Genomic DNA, 22959 nt, shown 5'->3' with positions numbered 1-22959 from the left:
TTCAAAATCTTGGCGAAACATCCCGCCTCTAGGGTCCAAAGCTGAAATTGGTGGCCAGGCACGTCCTGAAAGCCGCTGAATGTGTAAGGATACATACCGAAAATGAGCACCCTTCCCGCCGTTAAATGCCAGAACTGTACGCTCTATACCGAAGCCGGCAGCCTATGCGCGCAAATCACGTCTGACGAGCTGGACAGCCTGAGCAACAAATCCCGCACCGCCACCCTGAAACGGGGCGAAAGCATTGACACCGAAGAATTGCTTATGTGGCCGATCATTGCCATTTCATCCGGCGTCATTAGCCTGCAACATCTGCTGGAGGACGGCCGCAAAACCATTGCCGCATTTTTCATGCAGGGCGATATCATCGACATGCGCGGCATATCCAGCCGCAACCGCGGCCATCTGATTGCGCTGAACAAGGTCAACCTGTGCCGCCTGTCAACTGCCGCGTTTGAATCCATCATCGAAAAGAACACCAGCGCCCAGCGCGTTGTCTGGGATAATCTGCGTAAACAGACATACCGCGCGATTGACCACTCGGCCGATCTGGCCAAGAAACACGCACTGGAAAAGCTGGCATCGTTCATATTCGAGTGCAAACGCCGCCAGACCATTACCCTGTCGGAAAACAGTGTGGTCATTCCGGTGCGCCGTGTTGATCTGGCCGAGTATCTGGGGATGCAGCCCGAAACCGTCAGCCGTTGTTTCAAAGATCTTGAGGAGCGCGGGATTATCAAATTCAACGGCATCTCGAACATCCGCCTACTTAAGGCCCCGATCCTGCGACGCATTGCGAATGGTGACAGAAATGCAGATGCAATCCAGCATCCATCTAAAAACAAATTCAAAGTCCTTAGCTTTGGCTGATACCGGCAAGACCGGTATCCTGCTGATCAATCTGGGCACCCCCGAGGCAACGGACTATCGTTCGATGCGCCGGTACCTGAAACAGTTTCTGTCCGACAAACGTGTGGTCGAATCCAGCGGGCCGGTCTGGTGGCTGGTGCTGAACGGGATTATCCTGCGCAAACGGCCAAAAACCAGCGGGCGGGCCTATGATCTGATCTGGAACCGCGAACTGGATGAATCCCCGCTGAAAACTGTAACCCGCTCGCAAGCGGCGGCACTGGCGAAAATGTTCGGGGGCAAAGCGAATGTCGTGGTCGACTGGGCCATGCGCTATGGCAAACCCTCTATTGACGATGTTTTACAACGGCTGACCGATAAGGGCTGTGACCGCATCCTGCTGTTCCCGCTTTATCCGCAATACAGCGGCGCCACGACCGGCACGGCATTGGACAACGTGTTCGACGTTTTGAAAACCATGCGCCATCAGCCCACGATCCGCAGCGTTGCCCCCTATTACGACCATCCCGCCCACATCAAGGCGCTGGCCGATAGTATCCGTGCCCATCATGCGACGCTGGATTGGGAACCCGAGGTCACTATTGCATCCTTGCATGGGCTGCCTGTGGACTTCATCAAAAAGGGGGATCCCTATCAGGATCAATGCGAAGCCACCGTCGCCATGCTACGCGAGGAACTGGGGTTCCCTGACTGGAAACTGCTACTAACCTATCAATCGCGATCGGGCCGGACTGAATGGTTAACACCTGATACCGAGGAAACAGCCGTGGGGCTGGCCCGTGACGGGATTAAAAACCTGACAATTATTGCCCCGGGTTTTGCCACGGACTGCATCGAAACACTGGAAGAACTGCACATCCGTGCCGTAGATGCTTTTCTAAAGGCGGGCGGGGTAAACTGCTCTGTTATCCCCTGCCTGAACGATAGCACAGATTCGATCAACATGTTGAAAACTCTAATTGATTCCAATCTTCAGGGTTGGATTTGATCTGACGCGAAACTAATCGTCTCTCTTGTTGGATTTTTCGCCGCACCTGCCAATTGCGGGGTTTACTTGACAATTCTTGTCCGCTATTCATATTCGCTATTACGAATATGTTAAAGATTCACCCCTTCCAAAATGGGCTCGGCTAACGCAAGATAGGATTGATCTGTCTTAAGCACTGGCAAAAGGACACCGGAAATGAAACTCTCGCTGCCTCTTATTATCACTTTGCTTGGTGCATCCATTGCTCAGGCAGAAACCCTGACACTTACCCCGCAGCCGATTACCGAATGGAAAGCGGTCTATGGTGTGATCGAAACCCGTGACAGGGTGCCCGCACGGGCGCGTATCGGGGGCACGATTATTGAACTGCTGGTAACCGAAGGGGACATGGTAACCGAAGGGCAAAAGGTTGCCCTGATCAAAGATGACAAACTTGAATTCCAGCTGGAAGCACTGGATGCCCAGATCTCTGCGTTGAACGCCCGCCTGAAAACGGCGGTCGAGGATCTGGAGCGCGGTCAGGAACTGATCAAGCGCGGCACAATTACAGCCCAGCGCCTTAGCCAGTTACAATCGCAAGTCGATGTTTTGAATGGCGAAATACGTGGAGTCGAGGCCCAGCAACTGGTGATCAAACAACAGGTTTCCGAAGGCGAGGTCCTATCCCCCGAAGCCGGTGTGGTTCTTTCGGTGCCACCCTCCAAAGGCTCGGTGATCAATCCGGGGGAAAGCGTTGCGGTGATTGGCGGCGGCGGGTCGTTCCTGCGCCTGTCCGTACCGGAACGCCATGCGGCCAACCTGCACGAAGGCGACAGTATTGAAATGAGCGATGGCCAGAGCGGCACATTGGCCAAGGTCTATCCGCAAATCGAAAACGGACGGGTGCTGGCCGATGTAGAAGTCCCGGGACTGAACGACCGTTTTGTCGGGCGCCGCGTTCCGGTGCGCCTGCCTGTTGGCGAGCGCAAAGCAATTCTGGTCCCTGAATCGGCGGTCTCCATGCATGGCGGCATTGACTTTGTTACCCTTGAAATCAACGGCGAAGAAATGCGCCGCGCTGTCGTTCTGGGTGCTACCGTTATGCGTGACGAAAAAGTCTGGAAAGAAGTTCTGACCGGCGTTTCTGCTGGCGATAAACTGGTGAACAGCCATGAATGATAGTCATATCGGTCAAACAGGTGCGCTGGGCATTGCCGGTCGCCTGACCCGTAGTTTCATAACCTCGCCCTTGACGCCATTATTTATGCTGGCAGCATTTGCTTTGGGGTTGATCGCCCTTTCCAGCCTGCCGCGCGAGGAAGAACCGCAAATTTCTGTGCCGCTGGTGGACATCCACGTTCAGGCTGCAGGTCTGAAAGCGGAAGATGCGGTGAAACTGGTTACCGAGCCGTTGGAGAACATCGTCAAAGGTATTGATCAGGTCGAACATGTCTATTCCTCGACCCGCGACAATCAGGTTATGGTGACGGCGCGTTTCCTTGTCGGCGTTGACGCCGAAACCGCCATTTTGCGCGTCTATGACAAACTGCGCGCCAATATGGACCGCATCCCCGTCGGCATCCCCGACCCGCTGGTTGTGGGGCGCGGCATTAACGACGTTGCCATTGTCACCCTGACCTTTTCCCCGAAACCGGGGCAGGACACGATAACGGCCAATGACATCACCCGCATTGTACGCGAGGTAAATTCCGAAATCGCCAAAATCGACGATGTCGGGCTGACCTTTATTGTTGGGGAAACCTCGGACGCGCTGCGCGTCGCCCCCGATCCCGAAAAACTGGCGCTTTACGGTGTGACGCTACAACAGCTGGTGGGCAAGGTTCAGGGTGCCAACTCGGCCTCGCCGGCCGGCACAGTGCGCGACAACGGCGAACAGATCGCCTTTATTCTGGGCGAAACCCTGTCGACACCGGACCAGATCGGCAACCTGTTGCTGACTTCGCGTGATGGCCGGCCCGTCTATGTGCGCGATGTGGCCGATGTGACCTATGCGATTGATCTGGACGAAGTCCATGTTGCCACCCTGCACCGCGCCGATAACGGCGAAATCGAACGCCTGCCCGCCGTTACACTGGCCATTGCCAAACGCGCGGGATCAAATGCCGTCAAGGTCGCCGAAGCCATTCTGGAAAAGGTGGAAACACTGGAAGGCACCCTGATCCCCGACACGATGGAAGTGGAAATCACCCGTGACTACGGTGAAACCGCAGATGAAAAAGCCAACGAACTGCTGTTCCATCTGGGCCTTGCCACCGTTTCCATCGTCGCACTGGTGTTCATCGCGATCGGCTGGCGCGAGGCCGTGGTGGTGGCCGTTGTCATCCCGATGACCATTCTGATGACGCTGTTTGCGTCCTGGTTGATGGGCTATACGCTGAACCGCGTTTCCCTGTTCGCACTGATCTTTTCCATCGGGATTCTGGTGGATGATGCGATTGTGGTGATCGAAAACATTGCCCGCCACTGGGGGATGAAGCGCAAGGGCCAGACCCGGTTCAGCGCCGCGATCGAAGCCGTGGCCGAGGTCGGAAACCCCACAATCGTCGCCACCCTGACGGTTGTTGTCGCCCTGTTGCCGATGCTGTTTGTGTCCGGCCTGATGGGTCCATACATGAGCCCGATTCCGGCCAATGCCTCGGCTGCAATGATCATTTCATTCTTTGTCGCGGTGATGGTCACCCCGTGGCTGATGATGAAAATCGCAGGCAAAGCCGAACTGCATCATGACGAGGATGCGGAAGCCGGTGGCAAACTGGGCAAACTCTATGTCGCCTTTGCCCGTCCGGTCCTGCGTTACAAAATTGTCAGCCTTGTATTTTTACTGATCGTCGTAGTGGCCTCGTTCGGGTCTTTGGCGGCACTTTATACCAAGGATGTTACCGTCAAACTGCTGCCGTTCGACAATAAATCCGAATTATCAGTGGTGATCGACCTGCCCGAAGGGGCCTCGGTCGAGGCAACGGATGCGGTGGCCCAACAGGCCGCCAAAATCGCGCTTGGGCTGGACGAGGTTGTTTCGGTCCAAACCTATTCCGGCACGGCTGCGCCGTTCAATTTTAACGGCTTGGTGCGCCATTACTTCCTGCGCCAACTGCCGGAATTGGGCGACGTGCAAATCAACCTGTTGGCCAAGGGCGAACGGACCCGCACCAGCCACGAAATCGCGCTGGAATTGCGTGAATTGCTGACCGCGATGGATGTCCCCCCCGGCACCAACATCAAAACAGTCGAGCCGCCCCCCGGCCCGCCCGTTATCGCCACCCTGCTGGCCGAGGTATACGGCCCCGATGCCGAAACCCGCCGCGAAGCTGCACGCCGCATTCGTCAGGCCTTTGAGGCCGTGCCCTATATCGTCGATGTGGACGACAGCTTTGGGGTGCAACCACGCCAGAAACGGGCCGAACTGGTCGCGGATGATCTGGAGTTCTACCACGTTCAGGAAAGCGATGCGCTGGATACCCTGCGGATGCTGAACAGCCAGATCACGGTTGGATATTCCCACCGCAGCAACGGCCGTCAACCGATCCCGATCGTGGTTGGCCGTGATCGTGGGGACCGCGTGATCGACGAACGTATGCTGGCAACCCCAGTGCCAACCAACGTGCTGCCGGGTGATCGCGGTGTGGTCGAATTGGGCGATGTGGTGCGGATTGTTGAAGAACGCGCATCTTTCCCCATCTTCCGCCATAATGGGCGCTATGCCGAAATGGTTATGGGCGAAATGGCCGGCCGGTTCGAAGCCCCTCTATACGGCATGTTGGCGGTTGCGAACGAGTTGGACAAGATGGACTGGTCCGACATGGAAAAACCTGAAATCAGCCTGCATGGTATGCCCACAGAAGAGGAAAACGTCACCCTGCTGTGGGATGGCGAATGGGAGGTCACATGGGTCACCTTCCGCGACATGGGCGCGGCATTCGGCGTGGCCCTGTTGGGCATTTATATCCTTGTGGTGGCGCAGTTCGGGTCGTTCCGATTGCCGCTGGTGATCCTGACGCCTGTACCGCTGACCTTCCTTGGCATCATGTTCGGCCACTGGTTGTTCAACGCCCCCTTCTCGGCCACATCAATGATCGGCTTCATCGCGCTGGCGGGGATTATTGTGCGAAACTCGATCCTGCTGGTCGATTTCATCAGGAACGAGGGTGAAGGCCGCGTTGATCTGGATATCCTGATCGCCGCCGGGGCCACACGTTTCAAACCGATCCTGCTGACGGCTCTTGCGGCGATGATCGGCGCGGGCGTGATCCTGTCGGACCCGATTTTCCAAGGGCTGGCAATTTCGCTGCTGTTCGGGTTGGCCACATCCACGCTGCTGACCGTGCTGGTCATTCCGGCTATCTATCGCGTCTTCAAAATGTAGGCAAAATAAAGGGGAGCGTTGTTGGCCCACCGCTCCCCTTCTGCTATCCGACCTTGCCGAAACAGAACCGGATCATTCTGTTAGCGCTATCATAGGCAATAGATCAACCTTGGACAAGATGAAATTTTGCCTGTAACAAGTGTGTAAACGCCATAACAGGAAATTCATTCGTGTCATCGCCGACCACACCGCCCAAACGCCCGCTGACCCTGCGCGACGTCTCCGAGGCCTCGGGCGTGAGCGAAATGACCGTCAGCCGTGTTTTGCGCAATCGCGGCGATGTGTCGGACGCCACCCGCCTGAAAGTCACTGAAGCGGCCAAACGGCTGGGCTATGTCCCCAACAAGATCGCCGGCGCGCTGGCCAGCCAGCGGGTCAATCTGGTGGCGGTGATTATACCGTCCCTTTCAAACATGGTATTCCCCGAGGTCCTGACCAGCATCAACGAGGTGCTGGACGAAACCCCGTTGCAGCCGGTGTTCGGCGTCACCAACTACCAGCCGGAAAAAGAGGAATCCGTGCTGTTTGAAATGTTGTCGTGGCGCCCTTCCGGCGTTATCATCGCCGGTCTGGAACACACCGACGCCGCCCGCGCCATGATGCGCAACGCCGATGTACCGATTGTGGAAATCATGGATCTGGACGGCGACCCGATAGATGCCATCGTTGGTGTGTCACAACGCCGCGCAGGCCGCGAAATGGCCGAAGCCATCATCAAGGCGGGCTATCGCGAAATCGGCTTTATGGGCACCAACATGCCGCTGGACCACCGCGCCCGCAAACGGTTCGAAGGGTTTAGCGAAGCGCTGGCCGATGCCGGAATCGAGATTTCCGATCAGGAATTCTATTCTGGCGGCTCGGCACTGGTAAAGGGCCGCGAGATGACCGAGGCAATTCTGAAACGTTCGCCCGATCTGGATTTTCTGTATTATTCCAACGATATGATCGGGGCTGGCGGGTTGCTCTATTGTCTGGCCAACGGCATTGATGTGCCCGGACAGGTCGGGCTGGCTGGGTTCAACGGGGTTGAACTGTTGAATGGTCTGCCCAAACAACTGGCCACAATGGACGCCGAGCGCCATAAAATTGGCCGCGCCGCCGCTGAAATCATCGCCGCCCGTTCCCGTGGCGAAGACGCGCCGCAGCGGGTTGAACTGACGCCAAAGCTGCAATTCGGCGACACGTTAATACGCTCTTGACCTTCCACCAACTGGAACCCCTATCTGTGGCCTGAAACAATGATTCCACAGGTGTGCCATGAGCGATTCCAAAACCCTATCCCTACAAGTCACCGGCCTGAACTGCGCCTCATGTTCAGGCCGTGCCGAAAAAGCGCTGAACGCGGTTGAAGGCGTGGAAACGGCGACCGTCAATCTGGCCGCCGAAACCGCACAGATCACCTATTCCGATCCGGCCACCACCGAAACCCTGATCAACGCGCTTTCTGATGCGGGCTATCCCGCCGCGACCCAAGAAGTGACACTGGAAATCGAAGGCATGTCCTGTGCCTCCTGCGTGGGGCGTGTGGACAAGGCATTGGCGGCAGCAGACGGGGTGCTGGATGTCTCGGTCAATCTGGCCACCGAAACCGCCACCATCCGCTATGCCGCCAAGGCCACCGATGTGGCCATCCTGATCAAAATAGCCACCGACTCGGGCTATCCCGCCAAGGTGAAATCGGGCGATCAGGCCGATGTAGATGACAAGGCCGAGCGCAAGGCCGAGGAAATCAGCCACCTTGGACGGCTGACCATAATCGCCGCAATCCTTGCCTTTCCGGTGTTTGCCGTTGAAATGGGCGGCCATTTCATCCCCGGCGTGCGCGACTGGGTGAACGCCACCATTGGCGATCAAAACAGCCGCTACATGCAATTCGTCCTGACCACGCTGGTGCTGTTTGGTCCCGGCCTGCGGTTCTACAAACTGGGCATCCCCGCCCTGCTGAAAGGCGCGCCGGAAATGAATTCGCTGGTCGCCCTTGGCACCGCCGCCGCCTACAGTTTTTCTGTGGTGGCGACCTTCCTGCCAAACCTGCTGCCCGAAGGCACCGCAAATGTCTATTTCGAGGCCGCCGCCGTGATCATCGTGCTGATCCTGCTGGGCCGTTACCTCGAGGCCCGCGCCAAGGGGCGCACCGGCGAAGCGATCCGCAAGCTGGTTGGCCTACAAGCCAAAACCGCACGGGTTGAACGGGGTGGCGAGGTTGTCGAACTGCCGCTGGACCTGATCGTGCAAGGCGACATCATCCATGTACGTCCCGGTGAAAAGATTGCGGTGGATGGCGAGGTAATCAGCGGCCATTCCTATGTCGAGGAAAGCATGATCACCGGTGAGCCGATACCGGTTGAAAAATCCGAAGGTGCCGAAGTGATCGGTAGCACCATCAACGGCGAAGGTGCTTTGGTGTTTCGCGCCACCAATGTGGGGGCCGATACGGTGCTGGCGCAGATCATCCAGATGGTCGAACAGGCGCAGGGGGCCAAGCTGCCAATTCAGGGGCTGGTCGATAAAATCACCGCCATCTTTGTGCCAATCGTGCTGGTTCTGGCCGCGCTGACCGTGCTGGTCTGGCTGGGCTTCGGCCCTGACCCTGCCCTTGGCTTTGCGCTGGTTGCGGGTGTTTCCGTTCTGATCATCGCCTGCCCCTGCGCGATGGGTCTGGCCACGCCGACCTCGATCATGGTGGGCACCGGACGGGCCGCCGAAATGGGCGTGCTATTTCGCAAGGGCGACGCTCTGCAAATGCTGCAAGAGGCCCGCATCGTGGCATTGGACAAAACCGGCACCCTGACCGAAGGCCACCCGGAATTGACCGATTATTCCATTGGCAAAGGGTTTATCTATGACGATGTTTTGCGCATTGCGGCGGCGGTCGAGGGCACTTCGGAACATCCGATTGCCAAGGCGATTGTGCGGGCGGCCAAGGCGAAAAACATGACCTTGCCGATGGTGGATGATTTCACCTCGATCACCGGATACGGGGTGCAGGCCACAGTGGATGGCAAACAGGTTCTGATCGGCGCCGACCGTCTGATGACCCGCGAAAAAATCCCGCTAAAGGGGTTTCAGGCGCAGGGTGATGCCTTGGGCAAAGACGGCAAAACGCCGTTATATATTGCCATTGACGGAGTGGCGGCGGCGGCAATTGCCGTGTCGGACCCGATCAAACCAACCACCCGCGAGGCGATCAAGGCGCTGCATGATCTGGGGTTGAAAGTGGCAATGATCACCGGCGACAACCAGGGAACCGCGAATGCGATTGCCGCTGAACTGGGCATTGACCATGTGGTGGCCGAAGTCCTGCCCGACGGCAAAGTCGCGGCACTGGAAGAATTACGCAAGGGCGGCACCAAACTGGCCTATGTGGGTGACGGCATCAATGACGCGCCTGCGCTGGCCACAGCGGATGTGGGTATCGCCATTGGCACCGGCACGGATGTGGCAATTGAAGCGGCGGATGTGGTGCTGATGTCGGGGGATTTGAACGGGGTGGTGAACGCATTCGACATCAGCCAGCGCACAATGCGCAATATCAGGCAGAACCTGTTCTGGGCGTTTGCTTATAACGTGGTGCTGGTGCCGGTGGCGGCGGGGGTTCTTTATCCGTTTTACGGCATCCTGTTATCGCCGATGCTGGCGGCAGGGGCCATGTCACTGTCCAGCGTGTTCGTGCTGACCAACGCGCTGCGACTGCGCTGGGTGAAGCCTGCGCAAGCAAACACGGGCGCAACGGCGGATGGGGAAACAAACACCCCCGGCTTGCGCGGCTCATTGGAAGTGCAGGCCTGACCATAGGCCGGGAAGTCGGTAGCCGATTTACCGCGGGGGCCCCATCAATAGGCCCGCCGCTTACGGTTCAGTTCGCTGATACGGGGGCGGTGTCTGGTGAGGTCAGAACTAATACAACTTATTAATTCAGCGTCGGGTCAAACGGCCTTTAACTTACACGGGAAATATTTGTCCGTGTGGTGGCCTGTTCCATATCGCGGCTTAGCTGCAACAAAAGAAGCGTGGTTGTTTCCAGCGGCTCGTCGCCGGTTTCAAGTTGCATCAGGAACAATTGGTCCAACGCCTCCTGAAACTGGTTTGTGAGCCATTCAATTTCCGGGGTTTGCGGATCAATCAGTGTCAGCGTATCCGTCATCTCCATCACAATATTGCAACTGGATTGAATGAGCTTGCTTACATCCGTGTCATCGGATTTTTCGATGGTGGCAATGAGATCCCGTGTCTTGTTGTTCCACTCCGCCAATAGCGGGGATTCCGGAACCTCTGCCTGTGTCTTTGCACCACCTGCCTTTAATTCCAGTGGCTGAATTGGTGCCTTGCTTGTGGCCTCGTCTGCACTATCTCGCGACTTCAGCCTCTCGAAAAAGGGGATAAGTTGGCTCTCGATAATAGCGGTTGCGTCTGCCAGTTTCTTTTCCCGAATTGGCTCTGCTATTTCCCTGATAGCTGTGAATATTGCTTCGCCGCCATGCGCCGCCCAGGCTTCTTTATCCTGAACAACCCCGTCAGGAGCCGCCTTTGACGCCTTGGGCGCAGCGACGGGCACGATGGTTTTAAAAAACTCTCCGGCCTCTTTTTGAACACGCGCCATAACCCTGTCTATGCCACGTTTAACGGCTGGCAGATCAGTATGGGTGACGGCCAGAATGCTGTTCTTACGGTTAATTGCAGGCAGGCTGGACCAGGTATAACGCTCACTCTCGCGCCAGGCCTGGACTGCATTCGTGCACCAGATCGTCGCCTCGGAGCTTTTGACAAGATGCTGCATCTTGCTGTCATTGCTAAGTGGGTCGCTTGTCCCCGGACTATCAAAGATGTTGATATCCTTCAGGAATGGATTGGGGGTTGTTACCAGAATGAAATCCGGATCCATCTTTACGGCTGCATCGAAATCTACATCCTTAACCGGCATCAGTTTCTTCTGATCCCACCAACCAGCGGCAATTTGCGTTGTGGCACCATAGCGAAACAACAACGGCGGCAGTTCACTGGCCAAAACACTGGTCGGGATCAAATTTTTACCCACCAGCAGATTTGTAAGCGTTGATTTTCCTGCACTGAATTCCCCGGCGACAATGAACCTTACTGGCGTGCGCAACCGGTTGAACAGCTTTCGGGCAAGCTGCCGCAGGGGGCCTGCTTCTTTTGGTATCGAACCCAGGTCGGGGTCTGTCTTGGCAATAAAATCTTGCAGGAACGAAAGCTGCTTTTGCTCGATTGCTGAATGTTTCATTTGGCACCGCCCGACGCTTCTAGCATTGATCTGATTTCAACAAGGGTTTCCACCAGCATCTCGGCTGTTTCCAGATCATTCGAGGATTGCTGCATTGTCCGTTTACGGGTGCGGTTTTCCTGATTGGTGTGTACCTTGCCGTCTTTGCCCTGCTCGGAAAACACATCCAAATGTTGGGATACATCATCAATATATTCCCCCATCAAACGCTCAATCGCTGTTTCGATATCCGAACGTCCTTTGCCCACCATTTCCGAACAGATATCCCTGAACTGCTTGCTGGCGGTATCAACAGCCTGACGGATTTTGCCCCGTGGGAACCCCAGCAACCCGTTCAGCCAACTGGCGGTCAAATCCAGCGAAACAGTCCTGTATAAAGCGTCGGTTTTCGGCAGCAATGTTCCCAGAAACCATGTATTTGCCCGAACGGCCTTCATATGGTCACGTATCTCTTCGCAGAATTCCGCGCCCAATGACTGGTTAAGGATGACAATCTCGTCAACCAGACTGTTGCGGATTGCTTCAAATGCCAGCGTGTAATGCTCCCTTAGGGTCTCCCGCAACGGATCAAGGTCACACTGATATGTCTCGCCACGCTTCAGGTCGGCGATCTCGGCAAGGATGGTCTCATAATAATTGTCCGAATACCCGTTTATCGTGAATGCCAGATCGGCCTGCAGTTCCTCCCAGCCCTCGGCTGCGCTTACTTTCAGGGATTTGAAAACAGATTTGATCTGGGCGCGCGCGAGAATCACCAACTGGTCTTTTTCTTCACGGGTCAGAATGGGGGCCGCGTTGGCGTCTTCGCGGATCAGATTATCAATCCGGACGCGCGTTTGCTCGATCGTTTGGCGGGACAGGTTTTCAAGATCGGTCACTGCCTCGATCAAATCAGTCGCGGCGGCCTTGTGATAGATCATGTCCGACAATGCTTCTTCCAGTTTTGGCAAACCGGAAGCCACATAGGCCGAAGCACGCATTTCAGCATTTACCAGATCGGCTGGTGTGCTCTTTTCGACCTGCTCCTCCAGACCGCAAACCTGAACGAAATCCTGCAAGACATCAGGATCAAGGTATTCATCATTCTCGGTCAGCGCATAGTCAGCCCATGCAGCACTCCCCAGAATCACCGGCACTTCTTTGCCGTTCAGCTCTCTCCTTAGCTGCCCGACAACCCGTTTGCGCAATTTTTCCAACTCGTCAGCCGAGGCCGTAACCTCGTCAACCCGATTTACAAAAACGACAATCTGGTCCTGATTTAGCGCCTTAAGCAAGCGGATCAGCCGCAGATCAACATTTGTCAGGGATTGATGCGCAGACAGGACAACCACAAAGTAATCTGCTGTTTCCAGGCTCTGCTGGGTAATCTCTTCGCGGATCAATAGCGGGTCATTGATACCCGGTGTGTCCATAATGCACATCGGGCACCCAAACGGGTCTTGCTCGAAAAACACCTCGGCAGCGCGCGTGATATCGCTGAAACGACCAGCGACTGATTTTTTAACGGGTGTATCCGGGCAGTCACCTGCACAGACATACCGCGACATGATTTCACTGTTTATTGTGTTAAACTTGTGCGACTGCCCCAGCAGCGCTTCAAATTTATCACTCAGCCGCATCTTTGCCCGCTCGCGCATGGCATCGACCTGATCAAACAACTGCTCGCTTTTGTAATCTTCCAGCAACCCGTCGGTCAGTTCACCCAGACGCCCGCCGCGTGTGGCCAGCTGGTACCATTGTTCTTCGTCGAAAAAGCGGAATATTGCACCACTGGTTTGCCCTGAAGGGTGCGCAAAGTGGAGCTGCGTTACAATCGACGTCCACGGATTGATGTCCGATGGCAGGAATTCCGGTTTTCTGATCAAGCAGTTTATCAGGCTGGATTTTCCGGCCTTCACCTGGCCAATGACCGCAACCCGGGCCTGATTTTCCATAAGCCGTTTTTCAACCGGCCCAAGACGTTCCTTTAACGCACCATCAGACAGGCTGCCCAATTGATGTAGCAGTCCCAACAAGCTGGCTTTAACGCTTTGTAGCTGTTCACCAACTCTGTGCTCTTGAAAAAGAGTGGCTGCTTCGGTTTCCATATCTGTTAACCAACCATTGATAGGCGAAAAGGTTTAAAAATATTCATCGGTGCGATTGTCGGGTATTTTGTGTTTGGCAAATAAAAATTCCGAACACATTGGTCGGGATTTAGTGAAGTATTTTCACTCTCCTTGCAAGCCATACATGCGCAGTTTTCTATTCCACTTTGGGAATATTTATATTTCGCCAAACAAATAGATATCATAGAGCGAATACTGCCAAGAATAAATTCCAACCAATAGAATGCCAATTCACCCATTCACTCGAACCTCACATTTTTCCAAATAAAAACTAGTCGTAGTCACAAGTTGAACGGCACCACAAAATGATTAAATGCGTGGCAATCCGTGCAATTCATTATTTCATCTTGTCAGTATATTTGTTTGCCGCTTTCGCCTATGCGACGAAAAAACTTCGGATTAGTTAACGACTGACAGGTCCCGTGGGTTTTTTTCAATCTGTAGGTTCCCAACCTCGCCAAGCTCGGGCGCTGAAGGTTCAACTCCAAAAGTCGGATCCCCTTTAACAAGTTCCTGAAAGAAACCGGTAACCTCTTTCATCGCTTCGAATGAATCATTGAACTCTTCCAGAGTGCACGAGAATGTCCCGAAAGAGACTATTAAAACTTTACTGCCGTCAGACATTGCTGAACCCTTTCAAATGTACCACTGGTAAATATTGCAATTAAATCCTGTACTTTTTTAAGAAACAATTGTGATAATTGTAGCGTCATAGTATGACCAAACTATGGTGTTTTCCCCTTATGGTTGTTTTATCTGCGCGAAAACTCCGCTTAAGGGCATGCTTCAGTTATAAAAGAGAATGCGATGCCCCCTTCCCAGATTGTCACCAACGATAGGGAAGAGGGGAGCCATTAATGCGTCGAGCAGACCGCATTCAGGCTGCTTCAGAATCAAAATGTTTGCGATCAAGCCGCTCAAGCAACTGTGAAATGGCTTCGATCATTTGCGGCATGGTTTCAATATCCTGCGAGGCCAGAATCTCCTTCCAGACTTCACTGGGGGACTGTGAGCGCTCATATTCGCTATCTGCCTTCTCGGCTGTTACCTCATCCGAAACATTCGCCTCGGGGCCCTCGTCGGACACGGCAGCGATTTTCGAGACAACATTCAGGATATCTTTGGCCTCGGCCTCTTTCTCCTGAATCTCCTCGTTGGCATCGGGTTCCAGAATTGTATCGTCGCTCTGAATATCACCCATTTTGCTCATCTGATCCAGAAACAAACGCGCGTCTTCTTCTACATCAACGGCCTGCTCTTCTGGCTGACCATCTGTTGTCGCTTGGTTTTCGGCATCATCAACCTGGTCTTCCGCATCATCATGTTGATCATCAGTTTCCTGCAACTCGTTGATAGGCGCTTGCGTTTCACCCATTACGTTTGCTGGTTCCCCGGCATTGTCCGCGATATATTCTTCGGGGTTGGGGGCCTCGATATTTTGCAGGACTTCCTCGACCTCAATCGGCTCTTCAATCGCTTCCGCTACAGTTTCATCATCCGGCACGTCGGATGCCTTCATTTCCACTTCTACAGATGAAACTTCTTCGGTTTTTTCCAGCACCATGGGCTTTTCGGCCTCGGCCAGAATGTCATCCGTTTCCCGATCAACTGCGGTTTCGTCCTCACCCTCAGCAACCGGACCCAAGGCACCACTGCGCAGGTTTGTAGCATCCGTTGCATCCAGACGCGCCTTCTGCCTTGCTGGATCATTCGGCCGGACGCGGGTCGGGCGAAGAATTGAAACATTGTCGCGAACGGCGCCAACAGGCCCGCCGGTAGACCGGTAACGCCCCAATTCCTTTTGGCGCTTCTGGTTAATTCTTGCGATTATCCCATCGAGGCTTTTCATAAAAGCCTCGCCGCCACTTCTGACCCACAGGTTGTTCTGGTCCTCTCCTTGGCGGGCACGCAAGGCCAGCGTCAACGAAATGAAGCGATGCGAGCTGAACAAATCGTTGGTTTCACGTTGCAGGCGTCGGTTGATTTTATCCAGATCCTCGCGCGAAACGATCTTGTCGGCACGGGTCACCAATAGCAGGCTGTTCTCGCGCAGCCGTTCAGGCAGGGCCTCCCACTGGCTGCGTTCGCTTTCACGCCATGCCTGACCGGCGTGGGTGCACCACAGAACCGAGTTGGCATAACCAATCGTGTTGATCCAGCTATCGGTTGGAATGTTCGGGTCCGAAATACCGGGGGTGTCGATCAGATCGCATTTTTCCAACTGTTCTGAGATGGCGTAAATGCGGATATATCGCGCTTCTTTAACAGGAACCGATGACAGATCATCAATTGCCACATCATGCCGGTCCCCATTGCGATCGACCCAGAAAGGCGACTTGTCCCCATGCCGCAACCATACGGGCGGCAACCGGGTGGCGGTAACTTGCGTTGGCAAAATTGACTGGCCAACCAGCATGTTCAACAAAGTTGACTTACCCGAACTGAATTCCCCCATCAGAGCAATGACCGGCTTGCGGCTGGCCCAGCGCGAAAGCCGGTCCATTTCTCTCGCCGTCACGGAACGGATGGCTTCATCTCGACTAGGTACGTTCATCTTATATGCTCTCCATATCACCAGCGCGATTGATTACGCTGCGAATTTCTCGATTGCTGCAAGCGCATCTTCCAATGCGATCTGGACTGATTTGTCGCTTGTCTTGTTCACCAGAAGTAGCGGCTCTTTGCCCCGGTTTTCCGAGATAATGACCAGGGTATCACGCTGTTCCTGAACGAAATCGTGTAGCCTGCGCTGCACTTCGTCCAACACTTCCGAAATCTGCGATCCTTCCAGCTCTTGCACCAAAGACGCGACTTCGGCCTGTATCAGCGAAGAATAATCCTTGGCAAACGCCTCAAATCCTTTGCGCTTTTGCCACCAGCGGCGCCACCAGTTGCTGTTCAGGTCCAGCGCAATGGTGCGGGCCAGAACAACCGGCGGCGGGGCTGTCGGAACGGCGGGGGCTTCGATTTTGAACCCGTCAATTTCAACACCGACCGCGCGGTAATAGATATCCTCGATTGATGTTGCAGTATCGGCATAGAGGGTTGCAGCCTGTTTCTTCAATGTCGCCGCAAACTGGACATAGGCCGACCGGAACAACAAGCGCAGGCCAGTTGCATCATATTGCCAGGTATCCTGCTCCCCGAAGCGATCCAGATGGGCAATCAGCGCATCCGTGGCCCGACGAACAAAACTGCTCTGGGCGCGATCCAGACGCGCATGCAGGTTATTGCGCAATGTATCAACGGTTTTCTGTAGTTTGGCAGCACTGTCCTTGGACAAATCTTCCAGCGCCTGCTTAACCTCGTCTGTTTCCAGAAGAACGACTTCGCCACTGTCATGTAGCTGATGTACGGCGCTTTTCTCGGCTTTAATTTCATTATAGATATTCGAGAGCTGTGATCCCATGCTGTCCACCAGACGCTTCCCGGATCCTTCCAGAACACGTTTGTAAACAGCCTCCATCAACGCTGGAATCCCCGACAGGATCCATGTGTGGTCATTCGAATCGGCCGCGTCTACTTCTGGTCGGGCAGATGCATAATTCAACAGGGCATTCTGGCTGTCTTCGCTTAGCGCATCCAGATCACCGGACAGGGCTGCTTCTGCCCACTTGGCACTACCGAAAACAATTTCGCTGTCTTCCGACACCGAAAATGTCTTTAGTGTTTCCCGGATATTTTCACGGATCTCGGCGATTTGTTCGCTCGGATTCTCCAGCTCGTCGATCCGGTTCACATACAGGATAACCTGCCGTTTTTCAAAGTTCGACATCATCCGGATCAAAGCCATATCGGTGGTGTTCAGGGCTTGGTGTGCCGATAAAACAACCAGACAGATTTCCGAACCGCGCAGGCTTTTCAATGTGGCCTGTTCCCGCACCATAAATGTATCATTCACACCGGGTGTGTCGCGAAACCGCATCGAAATTGGAAACTGCGGGATTTCCACCGCCAGCTCGGCCGACTTGGTGATATCCGCAAACCGCCCCCGCTTGTTGCTTGGATCCAGTTCTTCGTCGTCGGGATCGCCAACGCAAACATAACGCTGAATCAATTCGTTGTCGTAATAACCATACTTATGGGATTTCCCCAGCAACAGCTCAAAACTGCTACCCAGACGGGCCTCGGTTTTGTCGCGCATTTCTACGATTTGTTGCTGTACCTTTTCGGCTTCTTCGGTTGCACCGGCGCGTCCGGCCAGCTCACCCAGTCGCCCACCGGTTGAAACCAGATTGTCCCATTCACTGCGATTGAAGAACGTAAACCGTGCCTTGCGGTCACCATCAGCCAATTTCCGGTTAACCTGCAATTCGGTTACAACCGATGTCCAGGGATTTACATCAGATGGCAGTAAACCGGGGATGCCCACCATGGCATTGACCAATGCGGTCTTACCCGCCTTGACCTGGCCAATCAGAGTGATGCTGGGGGCAAAGCTGTCGATCTTGCGTATCAGGCCGGCACCGCGTTTTGATATACGCTCGTCATTGTCATCAGCCAGACATGTTGCAGCAACCCGCACCTCATCTAGTGCACTGATGAATCCGGATAATACTTCTGCTCTCATCTTTAGAAGATGATTGTTTTTTACGCCTGCTTGAGAATCCATTACTTTTCCCACCAATTTAAATCCTTCGTGTTTCAGACGAATGTGCCCGAACCAGAAACAATGTCTATTATAAGTTTGTTAAAAACATGGCGAAACAGCGTCGCGGTGATGGATTCAATAATTTTGAAAGGTGATCAAAGTATTCTGAATACCTATAACCTTTCAAAATTTAACACAGCACCATCTACAATTTTTCTCTATGTTTTTCATACACTTATATACCTAACAATCATCAAGATATCCGCTTAATCAGGCTTCGCGGCCTATCGCAACGGCACCCACTTCAACATGTGCCGCGATTACCACAATCACCAGTTCACTGCCTTGAATGGCATCACCCGATCTCTTCAGCGGTAAAAGTTGGCCACCCTCGTTTAGTGATTCTTTCTGATTCTTTTCAAACAGTTAATCAACGGGGGTTTTTGCTGCATACCCTTCGAATGTAATCATATCAGCAATCAACCTGGCTTCGGCCTCGGCCTCAACGCTTCGGACCGTCCAGCAGTTGATATGTGCCCCTTTGGCCTTCAGTTCAGCCACCCGCGGGTTTTGTAAATCATCATAGCGATGGCTGATAAAACAAGCGCCGACTTTATCATAATCAGGAATGGCACGCAGCCTGTCGCGGGTTTTTTCATTCAGCAATGGCCAATGTTCCGCAGGGTATGAGCAACTGACAAGCCCGCGCGGGGTTTGAGGGGACGCCTTGGCCAGTTCGGCAATCGAATAGGGATTGAAACTCATCACAGCAACGGGGCCGCTATACTCCAACAAAGCCTTGGCCACCGAAGTTTCCAACGGTCCGACATCGGGGCCCATCGCCCCGTCCTGATCCTTTAATTCAATCAGAAGCGGTGTGCGCCCGTCAACCAGAGCCAGGATATCAGGCAAAGTCGGGATCGTTTCATCCATGCCTTTCAGCGGTATATCCACCAATTCATCGCGGGTGCGGGTGCGAATAGCCCCGCGTCCATTTGTCAAACGGGACAATTCGTAATCATGAAACACCATCGCATGCCCGTCTTTGGACAATTGCACATCCAGTTCAATGCCATAACCGGCCTCGACCGCCGCATCAAAAGCCGTACGGGAATTTTCCAGAACTCCGGCCGAGGCATCATGATACCCGCGATGGGCCAGCGGGCGCTGGAAAAATCTGTCGGAAAGCGTTGTCATTTGATTTGGAAAATGCCTTCGATTTCAACAGCAACACCCAGCGGCAAAGCCGGCGCACTTACGGCGGCGCGGGCGTGGCGCCCTGCATCGCCGAACAGTTCGACCAGAAAATCCGAGGCGCCGTTCACCACTTGCGGCTGCTGGGTAAAGTCGGGGGTCGAATTCACAAAACCGCCCAGTTTCACCACCCGTACCAACCGTGACAGATCACCATCACAGGCGGCCTTTAGCTGTGCCACAAGGCCCAGCGCGCAGGTTTTCGCGGCGGCGGCACCCGCTTCAACATCCATGTCATCGCCCAGTTTTCCCAATATCAGCCCGTCCGGCCCGTTCGAGATTTGCCCCGACACAAACACCAGATCCCCGACAATAACATATGGCACATAATTTGCGGCAGGTGCAGGGGCGTCAGGCAGGGTAATGCCCAGTTCTTTCAGGCGGGCTTCGTAATCATGGCTCATCTGGCATCTCCGTTGGATTAGAATTTGACCAGACGCTAACCGTGATTGCCCCGCAGGAAAACCGCAAAATCACCCTTCACGAAAGGCTTTGGCAAAATAATCGGTAAATGGCTTGATCAAATAGGCCAATGGCGTGCGGTCATTGGTGCGGATAAACGCCTGCACCGGCATCCCCGGTATCAGGGTTGCGCCTTGGGGCAGTTTATCCGTTTCACCCTCAAGCAACACAATTTCAGAGCGGTAATAACTGATTCCGGTTCGTTCATCCGTGAAGGCATCCGCCGAAACCTTTACCACCCTGCCCCGCAATTCCGGTGTGGTGCGGGAATCAAAGGCCGGAAAGCGCAAAATAACCTCTTGTCCGACGAAAATCTGGTCAATGTTGATGGTTTGCACCTTGGCTGCGATCACCAGCGGGCGGTCCTGCGGAACCAGATATAAAACCGGATCAGCAGGGCGGATCACCGAACGGGGTGCAAAAAACTGCATTCCGTATACCACCCCCGCCAGCGGGGCGCGGATATCCAGACGCGACAAGCGTTCTTTCAGGGCGCTACGTTTTTCCGTCAGCTCCAGTTCGCGAAATTGCAGATCACGCAGGCGGGTTATGGCCTCTTCCCGTCGTTTGGTGCCATACTTCAGAACCTCGATGTCAATTTCCGTGATCCGGCTTTCGGCCTGGGCTTTGGTCGCGGCCAGTTCGCCCATTGTGCCGCGCAGCCGCGCATCCTCGCGTTGCAGGCTTAACACCCGCGACGCCTGCGCCAAACCACGGTCCAACAGGGTTTGCTGGTTTTCCAGTTCTTCATTGATCAGTTCCAGCTGGGTTTCCAGCGCGGTTTGCTGGGCCTTTATTCCACCTATCTGGTCAGAAATCTGGTTGCGCTGTTTTTGCATCTGCGCAATCTCTTGCGCCATAGAATCCTGCCTTGCCTTGAACAGTCTTTGCTGGCCCTGCATCAGGGTTTTGGCATCATTCGAGCTATCCGCCGCCTTGATCAACTCGGGATCAAAGGTGATCGCCCCGGCCCCGTCCCTCTCGGCCTCAAGCCGGCCACGACGCGCCATCAGTTCGAACAACTGCCCCTCGACCACCACCAGTTCAGAGGTCAGGTTGGTCGGGTCCAGCCGGATCAGGATATCGCCTTCGTCAACCAGATCCCCCTCTTGCACATTGATCTTGGAAATCACCCCACCATCGGGGTGCTGCACCACCTGTCGGTTTTGGTCAACTTCGATCTGGCCACTGGCCACGACTGCACCGGAAATATTGGCCATCACCGACCATGTGCCGAAACCGCCAACCAGCAACAGTATGGCCAGAAAACCGATTATCAGCGGGGTTCGCGGCGACCAGCCCTTGTTCTTGGCTGTGCTCATGTCACCCCCCCTTTGCCCGCATTGCTGCGTATTTGTTCGTGGTTTTTGACCATCTCGCGCAGGATGTCATCCTTTGGCCCGAACGCCTTGCGGGCGCCGCCCTCCAGCACCATCAGCAAATCACATTCCTGAATCGCCGCCGGACGATGCGCCATAATCAGCACCGCACCACCGTCGGCTTTCATCTGTTTGATCGCCGCGTTCAAGGCTTGCGACCCTTCATTATCAAGATTCGAGTTCGGCTCGTCCAGAACAAGGATCACCGGATCACCATACATCGCCCGCGCCAGCCCGATCCGTTGTAATTGCCCGCCAGACAACCGCCCGCCATTGGCGGAAACCCGCGTGTCATACCCTTCGGGAAAGGCCAGTATCATTTCATGTGCGGCGGCTTTTTGCGCGGCCTTTACCACAGCCGCATCATCGGGTTGCAACGACAGGCGGGCAATGTTTTCGGCAATCGTGCCGTCAAACAGCTGCACCCGTTGGGGCAGGTAACCAATGTGCTGGCCCAATACATCAGGATCATATTGATCCAGCGATGCCCCATCCAGCCTGATCTTGCCACCCGCCGCGCGCCAAACGCCGGTAATGGCGCGGGCAAGGGTCGTTTTGCCGGCCCCCGAAGGCCCGATCACCCCCATCGCCTGCCCGGGATTCAATGCAAAACTGACCATCCGCAACGAGGCCTGCTGTTGACCCGGTGGCACCACCGTCACCTGATCCGCCAGCAAAACGGCCCTTGGTTTGGGCAGGGCAGTGCGGGGTTGTTCGACCGGGACTTCGGATAAAAGAGCGGTCAGGTTTTCCCAACCTTTGGAGGCACGTTGCACCAATGCCCACTGCCCGATCGCCTGTTCAATCGGCGCCAATGCCCGCCCCATCAGAATAGAGCCTGCAATCATCGCCCCTGCCGTCAACTGGTTCTGCAACACCAGATAGGCCCCAAGCCCCAGCATGGCGGACTGCAGGAACATGCGAAACGTCTTGGTCAGTACGGCAAAGCCACCGCCACTGTCCGAGGCATGAATATTGGCGGCCAGCGCCTTTTCGCGCGCCTGTTCCCAGCGTTGGAATACGGCGCCCCGCATCCCCAGACTTTGCACAAGTTCGGATTCGCTGCGCAACTGGTCGGCCATCCGGTCGGCAAACAGGGCGGCTGTGGTGGACTCAAGCACAGGTTTGCGGGTCATTATCTGGTTCAGAATCGTGATCAGCACCAGAAATGCCCCGCCGAAAACCGCCAGAAACCCCAGCCATGGGTGGAACATGAATATCCCGGCAATGAAAAACGGCGTCCAGGGAATATCGAAAATCGCGCTTAATACAGGGGAGGACAGCAACCGCTGCACCGCCTCGAGATCGCGCAGGGCGCTGTTGGTCAGGTTGGCCCCAAACCCGCGTGCGCTGGCCCGCAGCACAGCGGAAAACACCCGTCCGTCCAGTTCCGACTGAAACCGCGCCCCGATCCGCGCCAAAACCCGCCCACGGGCGTAATCAAGCAACCCCATGATTATAAACAGAAAAGCCACCAGAATGGACAATGCCAGCAGGGTTTCCTCGGACCGGCTCCCTAATACACGGTCATAGACTTGCAACATATAAAGAGGGCCTGTCAGCATCAGCAAATTCACAAAAACGCTGAACAGGCCAACAGCCCAGAACAAGGCCCTGCTCTTTCGTCTTGCGTCTTTCAGTTCTACCAAACCATTACTACGATCTGCTTGCCGCATCTTGCCTCTTTCATTCACCAACGCCG

The 22959-nt window shown here is 54.8% G+C and carries 15 protein-coding genes; 6 read left to right on the top strand and 9 right to left on the bottom strand.

The genetic code is table 11. The features are described from left to right. The first annotated feature begins 102 nt into the window (after nt 1-102). The 6 genes from BAR1_RS01550 to BAR1_RS01525 all read left to right on the top strand — a co-directional run bounded on the left by BAR1_RS01550 (nt 103) and on the right by BAR1_RS01525 (nt 10010). Nucleotides 103-870: a Crp/Fnr family transcriptional regulator gene (locus tag BAR1_RS01550; RefSeq protein WP_118941393.1), complete on the top strand. Its 768-nt coding sequence runs from the start codon at nt 103-105 to the stop codon at nt 868-870. After that, nucleotides 863-1858 carry a ferrochelatase gene (hemH, locus tag BAR1_RS01545; RefSeq protein WP_228408665.1) on the top strand — a complete coding sequence of 332 codons (996 nt, stop codon included), beginning with the start codon at nt 863-865 and terminating at the stop codon, nt 1856-1858. The genes BAR1_RS01550 and hemH overlap by 8 nt, the downstream gene beginning before the upstream one ends. 195 nt (nt 1859-2053) lie before the next feature. After that, the gene (locus BAR1_RS01540; protein WP_118941392.1) at nt 2054-3016 is read left to right on the top strand and encodes an efflux RND transporter periplasmic adaptor subunit; all 963 of its coding nucleotides are present in this window, start codon (nt 2054-2056) and stop codon (nt 3014-3016) included. Beyond that, nucleotides 3009-6221, top strand: a complete 3213-nt coding sequence (locus BAR1_RS01535; RefSeq protein WP_118941391.1) for an efflux RND transporter permease subunit — start codon at nt 3009-3011, stop codon at nt 6219-6221. The genes BAR1_RS01540 and BAR1_RS01535 overlap by 8 nt, the downstream gene beginning before the upstream one ends. Before the next feature lie 170 nt (nt 6222-6391). Beyond that, complete coding sequence (locus BAR1_RS01530; protein WP_228408663.1) at nt 6392-7420, top strand: LacI family DNA-binding transcriptional regulator; 1029 nt, start codon at nt 6392-6394, stop codon at nt 7418-7420. 58 nt (nt 7421-7478) lie between these two features. Beyond that, nucleotides 7479-10010 carry a heavy metal translocating P-type ATPase gene (locus tag BAR1_RS01525; RefSeq protein WP_118941390.1) on the top strand — a complete coding sequence of 844 codons (2532 nt, stop codon included), beginning with the start codon at nt 7479-7481 and terminating at the stop codon, nt 10008-10010. Between the two features lie 148 nt (nt 10011-10158). Here BAR1_RS01525 and BAR1_RS01520 read toward each other — a convergent pair whose 3' ends face one another. The 9 genes from BAR1_RS01520 to BAR1_RS01480 all read right to left on the bottom strand — a co-directional run bounded on the left by BAR1_RS01520 (nt 10159) and on the right by BAR1_RS01480 (nt 22933). Next, a complete protein-coding gene (locus BAR1_RS01520) occupies nt 10159-11463 on the bottom strand; it encodes a dynamin family protein (RefSeq protein ID WP_118941389.1) in 1305 nt (434 codons plus the stop codon). Beyond that, nucleotides 11460-13475, bottom strand: a complete 2016-nt coding sequence (locus tag BAR1_RS01515) for a dynamin family protein (protein ID WP_162891627.1) — start codon at nt 13473-13475, stop codon at nt 11460-11462. Before BAR1_RS01515 ends, BAR1_RS01520 begins: the two co-directional genes overlap by 4 nt. 495 nt (nt 13476-13970) lie before the next feature. After that, nucleotides 13971-14195 (bottom strand): hypothetical protein, encoded by a 225-nt coding sequence (locus BAR1_RS01510; protein ID WP_118941387.1) that lies wholly within the window; start codon nt 14193-14195, stop codon nt 13971-13973. A 253-nt stretch (nt 14196-14448) separates the two neighbouring features. After that, nucleotides 14449-16125, bottom strand: coding sequence for a dynamin family protein (locus BAR1_RS01505; protein WP_118941386.1), 1677 nt, complete (start codon nt 16123-16125; stop codon nt 14449-14451). 33 nt (nt 16126-16158) lie between these two features. Continuing rightward, on the bottom strand, nt 16159-18183 hold the full coding sequence (locus tag BAR1_RS01500; RefSeq protein WP_118941385.1) for a dynamin family protein: 2025 nt from the start codon (nt 18181-18183) through the stop codon (nt 16159-16161). 405 nt (nt 18184-18588) lie between these two features. Further along, a complete protein-coding gene (locus BAR1_RS01495; RefSeq protein ID WP_118941384.1) occupies nt 18589-19359 on the bottom strand; it encodes a glycerophosphodiester phosphodiesterase family protein in 771 nt (256 codons plus the stop codon). Next, the gene (locus tag BAR1_RS01490; RefSeq protein ID WP_118941383.1) at nt 19356-19820 is read right to left on the bottom strand and encodes a RidA family protein; all 465 of its coding nucleotides are present in this window, start codon (nt 19818-19820) and stop codon (nt 19356-19358) included. The genes BAR1_RS01495 and BAR1_RS01490 overlap by 4 nt, the downstream gene beginning before the upstream one ends. A gap of 69 nt (nt 19821-19889) precedes the next feature. Then, a complete protein-coding gene (locus BAR1_RS01485) occupies nt 19890-21200 on the bottom strand; it encodes an HlyD family type I secretion periplasmic adaptor subunit (RefSeq protein ID WP_118941382.1) in 1311 nt (436 codons plus the stop codon). Next, nucleotides 21197-22933 carry a type I secretion system permease/ATPase gene (locus BAR1_RS01480; protein WP_118941381.1) on the bottom strand — a complete coding sequence of 579 codons (1737 nt, stop codon included), beginning with the start codon at nt 22931-22933 and terminating at the stop codon, nt 21197-21199. Before BAR1_RS01480 ends, BAR1_RS01485 begins: the two co-directional genes overlap by 4 nt. Nucleotides 22934-22959 lie beyond the last annotated feature (26 nt).

Origin of the sequence: Profundibacter amoris (genome assembly GCF_003544895.1) — a bacterium.
GTDB lineage: Bacteria > Pseudomonadota > Alphaproteobacteria > Rhodobacterales > Rhodobacteraceae > Profundibacter > Profundibacter amoris.
The sequence above is the reverse complement of the archived record's forward strand: the minus strand, read 5'-3'. Positions and strand labels throughout refer to the sequence as shown.